This window comes from Archangium sp. (assembly GCF_036388035.1).
GTDB lineage: Bacteria > Myxococcota > Myxococcia > Myxococcales > Myxococcaceae > Archangium.
In genome coordinates, this window is the sequence record NZ_DASVSO010000410.1 from 1 (window position 1) to 9,235 (window position 9,235).

General features: G+C 68.7%; 12 protein-coding genes. 8 read left to right on the plus strand and 4 right to left on the minus strand.

What is annotated here, in order from left to right; genetic code table 11:
* On the plus strand, positions 1-409 hold a 409-nt coding region (locus tag VF697_RS16545), incomplete at its 5' end, for an energy transducer TonB (protein ID WP_331096077.1).
* Positions 410-554: 145 nt separating this feature from the next.
* A complete protein-coding gene (locus VF697_RS16550; RefSeq protein WP_331096079.1) occupies positions 555-1,370 on the plus strand; it encodes a sterol desaturase family protein in 816 nt (271 codons plus the stop codon).
* 34 nt (positions 1,371-1,404) lie between these two features.
* Here the strand turns inward: VF697_RS16550 and VF697_RS16555 are convergent, their stop codons facing one another.
* Both VF697_RS16555 and VF697_RS16560 read right to left on the minus strand, forming a co-directional pair.
* Positions 1,405-2,127 carry a double-CXXCG motif protein gene (locus VF697_RS16555; RefSeq protein WP_331096081.1) on the minus strand — a complete coding sequence of 241 codons (723 nt, stop codon included), beginning with the start codon at positions 2,125-2,127 and terminating at the stop codon, positions 1,405-1,407.
* Positions 2,128-2,131: 4 nt separating this feature from the next.
* Positions 2,132-2,809 (minus strand): TIGR02269 family lipoprotein, encoded by a 678-nt coding sequence (locus VF697_RS16560; protein ID WP_331096083.1) that lies wholly within the window; start codon positions 2,807-2,809, stop codon positions 2,132-2,134.
* A gap of 182 nt (positions 2,810-2,991) precedes the next feature.
* Here VF697_RS16560 and VF697_RS16565 point away from each other — a divergent pair, with 182 nt between their 5' ends.
* A complete protein-coding gene (locus VF697_RS16565) occupies positions 2,992-3,546 on the plus strand; it encodes a GrpB family protein (protein ID WP_331096085.1) in 555 nt (184 codons plus the stop codon).
* A 9-nt stretch (positions 3,547-3,555) separates the two neighbouring features.
* A complete protein-coding gene (locus tag VF697_RS16570) occupies positions 3,556-3,945 on the plus strand; it encodes a VOC family protein (protein ID WP_331096087.1) in 390 nt (129 codons plus the stop codon).
* A 15-nt stretch (positions 3,946-3,960) separates the two neighbouring features.
* Here VF697_RS16570 and VF697_RS16575 read toward each other — a convergent pair whose 3' ends face one another.
* Both VF697_RS16575 and VF697_RS16580 read right to left on the minus strand, forming a co-directional pair.
* Positions 3,961-4,371 carry a hypothetical protein gene (locus VF697_RS16575; protein ID WP_331096089.1) on the minus strand — a complete coding sequence of 137 codons (411 nt, stop codon included), beginning with the start codon at positions 4,369-4,371 and terminating at the stop codon, positions 3,961-3,963.
* Between the two features lie 48 nt (positions 4,372-4,419).
* Positions 4,420-5,697, minus strand: a complete 1,278-nt coding sequence (locus VF697_RS16580) for a chloride channel protein (RefSeq protein ID WP_331096091.1) — start codon at positions 5,695-5,697, stop codon at positions 4,420-4,422.
* Between the two features lie 124 nt (positions 5,698-5,821).
* On the opposite strand from VF697_RS16580, the gene VF697_RS16585 reads away from it, so the two are divergent.
* The 4 genes from VF697_RS16585 to VF697_RS16600 all read left to right on the plus strand — a co-directional run.
* Positions 5,822-7,048, plus strand: coding sequence for a hypothetical protein (locus tag VF697_RS16585; protein ID WP_331096093.1), 1,227 nt, complete (start codon positions 5,822-5,824; stop codon positions 7,046-7,048).
* A gap of 47 nt (positions 7,049-7,095) precedes the next feature.
* Positions 7,096-7,551, plus strand: coding sequence for a MarR family winged helix-turn-helix transcriptional regulator (locus VF697_RS16590; protein ID WP_331096095.1), 456 nt, complete (start codon positions 7,096-7,098; stop codon positions 7,549-7,551).
* A gap of 96 nt (positions 7,552-7,647) precedes the next feature.
* Complete coding sequence (gene hppD / locus VF697_RS16595) at positions 7,648-8,721, plus strand: 4-hydroxyphenylpyruvate dioxygenase (protein ID WP_331096097.1); 1,074 nt, start codon at positions 7,648-7,650, stop codon at positions 8,719-8,721.
* 35 nt (positions 8,722-8,756) lie between these two features.
* Positions 8,757-9,235, plus strand: a 479-nt coding sequence (locus VF697_RS16600; protein WP_331096099.1) for a homogentisate 1,2-dioxygenase, incomplete at its 3' end; no start/stop codon positions are given.

Below are 9,235 nucleotides of genomic sequence, written 5' to 3' on the forward strand. Positions count from 1 at the left end.
CGATGGCCCGTTGGCGGCCGGGGCGTCGGGGAGCCCGGGAGGTGCGTCGGAGAAGGGCTCGGAGGCTTCCGCTCCCTCGGGTCCGCCGGGAGGCGGGGGGGATTCGGAGCTCGGGGCCTACCGCGAGCAGCTCTCCCGGCGGGTGACCCGGCAGCGGCGCTACCCCGCACAGGCGGTGCGGCTGGGCCTGGAGGGCACGGCGCTGGTCCGCGTACGTATCAACCCGGATGGCGCGCTGGCGGGGCCGCCCCGACTGGAGGGCTCCTCACGCTTCCGGGTGCTGGACGCCGAGGCCCTGCGCATGGTGGAGGCCGCCGCGCCCTTCGGGCCCTTGCCCTCGGAGCTGCGTCGGGAAACGGCCGAGTTCGTCATCCCGGTGAGCTTCTCCCTGCGTGCCCCGCTGGGCTGAGCCCGCTGTGACTCCCGGTCCGGGTTCTCGCCGCCTGTCCGTTGACCGGCTAGAGTGCGGGCTTTGTGACGGGGAGGCACCCAGGCTCGGCCGGAGCGTGTGCGTCCCATAAGCGTCACCGCGGGAGGGCGGTATGGACGGCGCCATGAACACACTCAACGGCCTCCTGGCCATGTACCAGGAGGAGCGTTTCTTCTACGTCGGCGTCTGCTCCGCGCTGCTGAGCATCATCGCGTTCCTGGTGTTCGCGCTGCCGTGGACGTGGCTGGCCATCAAGAACCCCGAGTCGCTGAAGAAGTACCGGGTGCAGGGCAAGGACTTCCCGGTGGAGCGGTGGCTCAAGCCGTCGCTGCAGCGCTTCGCCTTCAACAACCTGGTGTCCTTCGCCAACCTGATGATTGCCTGGCCGATGATGCGCATGTCGGGCATCCACCTGGGCGAGCTGCCCGCCTGGTACGTCATCGTGGGGCAGATCCTCTTCTTCATCGTCCTGGACGACTTCCTCTACTACTGGATGCACCGGGCGCTGCACACGCCGTGGCTCTACAAGCACGTGCACTCGGTGCACCACCGCATCACCACGCCCTTCGCTCTCACGGGCAACTACATGCACGTGGTCGAGTTCCTGGGCACCTCGACGCTGGTGCTGCTGGGGCCCTCGCTGGTGGGGGCGCACGTGGTGACGCTGTGGGCGTGGATCGTGTTCCGGCAGCTCGAGGCGGCCGACGGACACTCGGGCTACGACGTGCCGTGGAACCCGGCGCTGCTCTTCCCCTTCTACAAGGGGCCGGCCTACCACGACTTCCACCACCGGCGGTTCTTCGGCAACTACGCCGGCTTCTTCGCCTACCTGGACAAGCTCTTCGGCGGCACCTACTCCAAGGGCTACGAGGAATACCGCCGGGCGCGGGGAGCGCAGCCACAGCCACAGCCGCAGGTCGACGCGCCGCCGCAGCCGTAGCCCAGGGCCGTACCCGCTCGTCGGCGGAGCGGGTTCAGCGCAAGGGCAGCTCACGGAAGACCACACCGTCCAGCTCCAGCCGGCGCACGGCGTCCACGAAGCGCTCGGTGCAGATGAAGGTCGACTCGACATCTGTCAGTCGGAACAGATCTCTGTCTTCCGGAAGTGAAGCCGCATCCAGGATGAGGTCGTCCGGGCGCCTGAAACCATTTCGGCCGCACTTCATACACTTGGGAGGGCGGTCTGGCGGCAGGCAGTCAACGTGCAGCCAGCCATGCGGCAGGACTTCCAGCTCGAGAAGCTCCGGATGCTTCTTCTGTCGAAAGCGCAGTTCCGTGGGGAATCCTTTCAGCCCGCGTACGCCCTCGGCCTGGAGCTGATCGAATGCCTCGCGATGCATCACCGGCATCTCGATGAAATAGAAGAAGAGTGGGCTGAAGGTTCCGGTGGCCGTGCCCACCAGGGGACCAAATTGAGCCCCAGGAAGCAGTTGTGCTCCCGGCGGTACGAGAGGACGCACCAACTCGCGCAGCCGCACGAATTCGTCGAATGGCTCCGGTCTGGGTTCCTCGAACGCCTTGTGCTCGGGCAGGGAGGACAGATCCACACCCGGAAAGGCTGTCGCGCTCCCAGCCCAGGTGGCCTTGCATTCCGGGCAGTGAAGTCCGGGGAGCCCACCCCATTTGTGCCTGGCCCTGCTGAGGTCGCCCGTGCAGCGTGGCTCCTTGGGATCTTGGAGCCAGTAGAACTTCGTCATCCCGTCATCTCCTGCGGTGGTAGGGCACGATGGGGCCAGTCAGCTCGAAGCGGAAAATCAGCTCCCCTGCATGACGGTAGATTTCCTCGGGCGTCGCATTGAAGTTCTCTTTGCGGAAGGCTCTCCAGGCATTGTTCCACAGGCCACCACTGGGCCCACCGCTGTGAATGCGGATGTGGGTGTGCTCGGGGATGACCATGGTGAATTGGTGGATGTCCGTCACCCCTCTTTCCCGGAACCACCGAGCGAGATCTTCCGCCTGCGGAAAGAGGTGGTGCCGGACCCAACGTCCCGGGGGAAGGACGAACCGAGGGGGCTTGGGGTCGAAGTGGCGGTTGAAGCGGAAGGTGAGGACGGGCTCGTTGTTGCGCGGCCACCCTCCAGTGTAGCCCCACCATCGGCGTGGCGCCGCGGGTGAGGCGCCCGGGAGGATGGGCCCACCGCCCCTGTAGGCCAGCAGCACCTCGCGAGGCACCACCTCCTGGCAGCGGAAGAAGCCACACTCCTCCCCTCCCTCGCGGCACAGCAGGACGAGGCTCCGCTCGTCCTCGCAGCCCTCCTCCCACGACTCCACGACTTCTGGCGCTGGCTCACTGCCTTCCTGGAGGGAAGCGCTCGAGGTTGCGCACGCCGTCAGGAGCGTGCAGAGCAACACCCGCCAGAGCTTCGATGCAGCTTTCATGTTCGGCTCCTCCAGTCCTGCTCCGGCCAGGGTGGCTACCGAGACTCACGACATGGGAGCTCGGCCTCCAAGAGGCGCACGCCCCGTTTCGTCATCTGGCAATATCAGCCGAAATTGCTACAGCCGCGCAGCTTCACGTCGCTTTGCTCGCTTTGAGCAGGGGACTCTGGCGGGAGGACGCCATGATCGAGACGGTGACTCGCATCATCGGCCTCTATATGCGTGATGAGGTCGAGTGCCGGCCGTATGACGCGCGCGGGGTGGAGGTGGCCCGGCGTGTGGGCGAACAGGTGCGGAGGTCTCTGCCCGGAGTGACGGTGGAGCACATCGGCAGCACCGCGGTGCCGGGTTGCGCGGGCAAGGGCGTGGTGGACTTGATGATTCCGGTGACGCCCGAGCAGATGGCGCCGGTGAAGGCGCTGCTGGAGGCGCTCGGCTTCCAGCCGCAGGTGCCACCGGCCGGTCACGAGCCATGGCCCGAGTCGAGGCCGATGCGCGTGGGCAGCCTGGAGCACGAGGGCACGCGCTTCAACCTGCACGTGCACGTCATTCCGGCGGACTCGCCGGAGGTGGAGACCCAGCGCCGCTTCCGCGACCGGCTGCGCGCGGACTCGGCTCTGCGGGAGGCCTACGTGGCGCGCAAGCGGGAGATCCTCTCACAAGGAATCACCAACAGCGGCGACTACTCGGAGGAAAAGGGCTCCATCATCCAGAGCATCCTGGAGGGCTCCCGGTAGGATACGCGCATGCGCATCGAGCATGTGGCCATCTGGACCCGGGACATCGAGCGGCTCCGCTCGTTCTACGAGACGTACTTCCAGGCGAGCGCGGGGCCCCGGTACGTCAACGAGCGCAAGCAGTTCACGTCGTACTTCCTGAGCTTCGCCTCGGGGGCGCGCCTGGAACTCATGACGAAGCCCCTCGTGGTGGGCCCGAGCGGCCATGCCGACTCCCCGCCCACCGGCTACGCGCACCTGGCGCTCTCGGTGGGCTCACGCGAGGCGGTGGATGCCATGGCCGAGCGCTTCCGGCGCGAGGGCCACCCGGTGGGGGATGGCCCTCGGCAGACGGGGGACGGCTACTACGAGTGCGTCGTGCTCGACCCCGAGGGCAACCGCCTCGAAATCACCGTCTGACCCACGCCCCGAGCCCTACGTCGGGTTCCTCAGGAACTCGAGGTACTTGGGATCATCGTTCGCGAAGAGCTCCTCGCCTCCGTGCTTGTAGGCCCGAGAGAGCTCGTCGGCGGCCCGCTCCCGGTTGCCCAGCTCCAGCTCGCACTGTCCCAGCCGCAGGTGGATGAAGGGAACGGCCAGCCCCGCGCAGCTGCGCACCGCGCCCTGCAACGCGTGCTTCCCCTCGCTGTACCTCCCGAGCAGGAAGCACATGTCTCCGATGGCGGTGAGCACCCGGGCCGACGCGTCGTGCTCCTCCACGGGCCGGGGGATGAGTGCGAGGGCCTCGCGGAACCGCAGGAGCGCCGTCGCCAGCTCCCGCTGCTCCGCCAGCCGCTCTCCCTCGGTGCACAGCTCGGCGATCCTCTCCTGACGAGCATCATCCATACGGGCACGGTTCTAGAACAGGTGGAGGGGGGCCACAATTCGCCCCCCTCAGGCCCGCGGATCCTCGTCCTCCTTGGGCAGCTCGCGCAGGGGCACCAGCCGGCGCAGCAGCGGCCCGCCGTGCTTGAGGCGCGCGATGCGCTGCGCGGGGTAGATGCCCCGGTGGCCCGTGAGCAGATAGGCCAGCGTGGCCACGATGGCGACGTGGGGCAGCACACTCGCCCCGAGCAGCTCCACGGCCATGATGGACAGCGCGAGCGGGGTGTTGGCGGCGGCGGCGAACATGGCGGCCAGTCCCACCGCCGCGCCCATGTCCAGCGGCAGCCCGAGCAGCCGCGCCAGCACGTTGCCGAGCGCCGCGCCGATGAAGAACAGGGGCGTCACCTCGCCACCGAGGTAGCCCGCGCTCAGGGTGAGGGCGGTGAAGAGCAGCTTGAGGGCGAAGGCGGCCACGGGCAGCTCCGGATCCGTGAAGGAGCGGAGGATGCCCGGCACGCCCAGGCCCAGGTACATGTCCGTGCCCACGAGCTGCCACAGCCCCACGAGGAGCGCCCCACCGGCGGCCATGCGCAGCGGCAGCGACGGCACGTAGCGCTCCCAGGCCTTCTTCATCGCGTGCACCGACTCCACGAAGACCACGGCCACCAGCGCCACGGCCCCGGCGAACAGGAGCCACTTGCCCAGCAGCGGCACCGTGAGCGGCAGGGGCGCGGGCACGGGATAGAGGGTGTGCTCGATGCCCAGCCCCCGCGTGACGAGGTCCCCCACCACGGCCGACACCAGCGAGGGCAGCAGCGCCTCGTAGCTCATGCGACCGATGACCACGACCTCCAGGCCGAACATCGTCCCGGCGATGGGCGTGCCGAACACGGAGCCGAAGCCCCCGGCGATGCCGGCGGCGAGCAGCTCGCGGCGGGTGAGGGATGGGACGCGGAAGCGGTGCGCCACGGCGTCGGCGAGGCTGCCGCCCATCTGCACGGCGGTGCCCTCGCGGCCGGCGCTGCCTCCGAAGAGGTGCGTGAGCACCGTGCCCAGCAGCACCATGGGCGCCATGCGCAGGGGAAGCTGCGCGTCCCCCTCGTGCACGCTGTCGATGACCAGGTTGTTGCCGCCGCGGATGGGCTTGCCCCACCGGTCATAGACGGCGCCGAGCACCAGCCCGGCCACCGGCAGCGTGAAGACGAGGAAGGAGTGCTGCTCGCGCAGGTGCGTGGCCCGCTCCAGCAGGTACAGGAAGATGGCCGAGGCGAGGCCCGCGAGGGCTCCCACGAGGCTTCCGAGGAAGAGCCACTGCAGGAAGGGCCAGGCGCTGGGGAGCGGGCGCATGGGTTCAGGTCTCTACATCGCCTCGACCCCGAGGGCCATTGCCACGCGCTCCGCCTTGCTCTTGACTCCCGTCCGCTGGCTTCCGCCTCCCCACCTCGGGGAGCGACTCCAAGAGGTGTTCCCGATGAACCGTCATCTCGTGCTCGTCCCGGGCTTTGGTGGGTTCGATGCCCTCGGCACCCTGCGCTACTACGAAGGCGTCACCAGCGTGCTGGAGCGCGACGAGTCCCTCGTGCTGCACTACTTCCCCAACCTGCCCATGGCCAGCGTGAGCACCCGCGCCCAGCAGCTCCTCGCCTTCCTCGACGAGCGCTGGCGCCGCCGGGAGATCCGCAAGGGCGATGAGCTCCACCTCGTGGGGCACTCCACCGGCGGGCTCGACATCCGCCAGCTCCTCCTGCGCTACCGCGAGCTGGAGGAGGCCCCGAACAAGGGCCCCGAGGCCGCCGCGCTGCAGGTGCTCGGACACCTCCGCTCGGTGCAGTTCCTCTCCGTGCCGCAGCGCGGGACGAACCTCGCGGCCAAGGCGAACCAGCCGGTGCTGCGCGCCCTCGTCTACCGCCCCCTCCTGCGCCTCCTCTATGAGTCCACGCGCGGCCTGCGCGAGCGCGGCACCGCGACCTCCAGCCGCTTCATCCGCCGCGTGCTGCTGCGCAACAGGCGCCTGGAGTCGGCCAACTGGATCGACGCCTTCCTCGACACCCTGGATGGGTGCTACTCGCTCGAGGGCCCCTACCAGGGCGCCCTGGCCCGCGCCGCGTACTTCGATCTGCTGCGCTGGCTGCTCCACATGGCCAGCGACACCTCGGCCATCAGCGACCTCAGCCCGCTGCCCCCCAGCGACGCGCCCCCCAGCCCGGCGCACGTGGACGACCCCGAGCGCGAGCGCCAGTTCCTCGAACAGCACGGCATCCGCTACGCCTCCATCATCACCGTGGCGCGGCCCAAGGCGGGGCAGTGGTTCGACGTCTTCAACCGCCTCTACGCCATGACCGCCCACGCGCCGGTGCCCCGGCTGGGCCACGCGCAGGCCGTGCAGCGGCTGATGGAGCCCACGTCGGCCCGCATGCTCACGCCGGCCGACAACGACGGCGTCGTCAACACCGTGGCCCAGGTGTGGCCCGACGCGGACTCCTGCTACGTCGTCGAGGCCGACCACGGCGACGTCATCGGCCACTTCCAGTCCGACACCGTCGAGCGACCGGGCAGCAAGTTCCGGCGGTATGACCTGCTCAACTCCTCCTCCGGCTTCGACCAGCCGGCCTTCGAGGCGCTCTGGCTGCGCATCTCGGCCTTCATCGAGGGGCGCGCCTACCATGACGTGGGCCGCACGCCCCGCCGCGCCGGTTGAGAGAGGATTGCTCCCGCCCCGACCCCCTCGTACGCTGGGAGCGCACCGTGACGCGCTCCCATCTCAAGCTCGACGAATTCCTGCCGTACCGGCTCTCGCTCGCTTCCAACGCGGTGAGCCAGGTCATCGCGCAAGCCTATGAGGAGCACTTCGGCCTCAAGATGCACGAGTGGCGCGTCATCACCGTGCTGGCGCAGGACGCCGAGCTCACCCAACAGGAGATCGTCGGCCGCACGAAGATGGACAAGGTGACGGTGAGCCGCGCCGCCCAGGAGTTGGAGCGGCGCAGCCTGCTGCGGCGCGTCACGAACGCCGAGGACGGCCGCTCCCTCCGCCTCTCGCTCACGACTGAAGGCCGGACACTCTACGAGCGCGTCGTCCCCGCGGCACTCGAGCTGGAGGCCGAGGTGCTCGAGGGTCTCAGCGCTCGGGAGATCTCCGAGCTCAAGGACGTGCTCCGCCGGCTCGAAGTGGCCGCCGACCGCGTGCTCACCCGTCGCTGACCGGACACCGCCCGCCTGCCCTCCAGCCACCCGACTTGCATATTTAGTTTCAAATGTTACTACTCGGGGCAGAGACGCAAATCCGGAGGCGAAGCAATGAGCGACGTGATGGAGAACCCCCTGGGGTTGAACGGTTTCGAGTTCGTCGAGTTCACCTCGCCGGAGCCCGGCAAGATGATCGACCTCATCGAGCGGCTGGGCTTCACGGCCTACGCGATGCACCCGACGAAGGACGTGGTCCGCTACAAGCAGGGTGGCATCAACCTGCTGGTGAACCGTGAGCCGACCGGGCAGGCGGCGGCGTTCCGCTCGGCGCATGGCCCCTCGGCCAACGGCATGGCGTTCCGCGTGGCCAACGCGAAGAAGGCCTACGAGCTGGCCATCGAGCGCGGCGCGCGTCCGGCGGACCCGAACGAGGGCACGCTCGGCCCCGACAGCTATGTCCTCCAGGGCATCGGTGGCAGCCTGCTGTATCTCGTGGACCGCTATGGCGAGAAGGGCTCGCTCTACGAGGGCTGGCGCCAGATTCCCGGGGCCCAGGAGGCGGAGGCGAAGAACAGCGTGGGCCTGGACGTGCTGGACCACCTCACGCACAACGTGCGCCGCGGCGAGATGCGCACCTGGTCGAGCTTCTACAACCGCGTGTTCGGCTTCACCGAGCAGAAGTACTTCGACATCAAGGGGCAGGCGACGGGCCTCTTCTCGCAGGCGATGATCGCCCCCGACCGGGCCATCCGCATCCCGCTCAACGAGAGCCAGGACGACAAGTCGCAGATCGAGGAGTTCATCCGCCAGTACAACGGCGAGGGCATCCAGCACCTGGCGCTGACCACCCCCGACATCTACACGACGGTGGAGAAGCTGCGCGCGCGCGGGGTCATCTTCCAGGACACCATCGAGACCTACTACGAGCTGGTGGACAAGCGGGTGCCGGGCCACGGCGAGGACCTGGCGCGGATGAAGCACAACCGCATCCTCATCGACGGCAGCAAGTCCGAGGGCTTCCTGCTGCAGATCTTCACCGAGAACCTCTTCGGGCCCATCTTCTTCGAGGTCATCCAGCGCAAGGGCAACGAGGGCTTCGGCAACGGGAACTTCCAGGCGCTGTTCGAGTCCATCGAGCTGGATCAGATCCGTCGCGGCGTCATCAAGGTGTCCACGCAGAAGTAGTCGTCCGGTAGCGCGCACAACCCGGGGAGGGGCACATGTCGTTGGACGGGTACATGTCGGGATTTGGCAATGAGCTGGCGACCGAGGCCGTCGCGGGCGCGCTTCCGGAGGGGCAGAACTCTCCGCAGCGCGTTCCCTATGGCCTCTACGCCGAGCAGCTCTCGGGCACGGCGTTCACCGCGCCGCGGCGCGAGAACCGTCGGAGCTGGCTCTACCGGCTCCGCCCGAGCGCGGCGCACGCCCCGTTCCGGCCGCTCCCGGAGGGCCTGCTGCGCAGCGGTCCCTTCTCCGAGACGCCCGCCTCGCCCAACCGCCTGCGCTGGAGCCCGCTGCCGCGTCCGTCCCAGCCGACCGACTTCGTCGAGGGGCTCGTCACCTTCGGCGGCAACGGCTCGCCGGCGCACGGCGCGGGCGTGGGCATCCACCAGTACCTCGCCAACCGGTCGATGACCGACACCGTGTTCTTCGACTCCGACGGCGAGCTGCTGCTCGTCCCGCAGGCGGGGCGGCTGCG

Bases quoted from the DNA above. Each gene is read 5' to 3' on its own strand.
- VF697_RS16550 (WP_331096079.1), top strand. From the start codon at position 555: ATGAACACACTCAACGGCCTCCTGGCCATGTACCAGGAGGAGCGTTTC.
- VF697_RS16555 (WP_331096081.1), bottom strand. From the start codon at position 2,127: ATGACGAAGTTCTACTGGCTCCAAGATCCCAAGGAGCCACGCTGCACG.
- VF697_RS16560 (WP_331096083.1), bottom strand. From the start codon at position 2,809: ATGAAAGCTGCATCGAAGCTCTGGCGGGTGTTGCTCTGCACGCTCCTG.
- VF697_RS16565 (WP_331096085.1), top strand. From the start codon at position 2,992: ATGATCGAGACGGTGACTCGCATCATCGGCCTCTATATGCGTGATGAG.
- VF697_RS16570 (WP_331096087.1), top strand. From the start codon at position 3,556: ATGCGCATCGAGCATGTGGCCATCTGGACCCGGGACATCGAGCGGCTC.
- VF697_RS16575 (WP_331096089.1), bottom strand. From the start codon at position 4,371: ATGGATGATGCTCGTCAGGAGAGGATCGCCGAGCTGTGCACCGAGGGA.
- VF697_RS16580 (WP_331096091.1), bottom strand. From the start codon at position 5,697: ATGCGCCCGCTCCCCAGCGCCTGGCCCTTCCTGCAGTGGCTCTTCCTC.
- VF697_RS16585 (WP_331096093.1), top strand. From the start codon at position 5,822: ATGAACCGTCATCTCGTGCTCGTCCCGGGCTTTGGTGGGTTCGATGCC.
- hppD (WP_331096097.1), top strand. From the start codon at position 7,648: ATGAGCGACGTGATGGAGAACCCCCTGGGGTTGAACGGTTTCGAGTTC.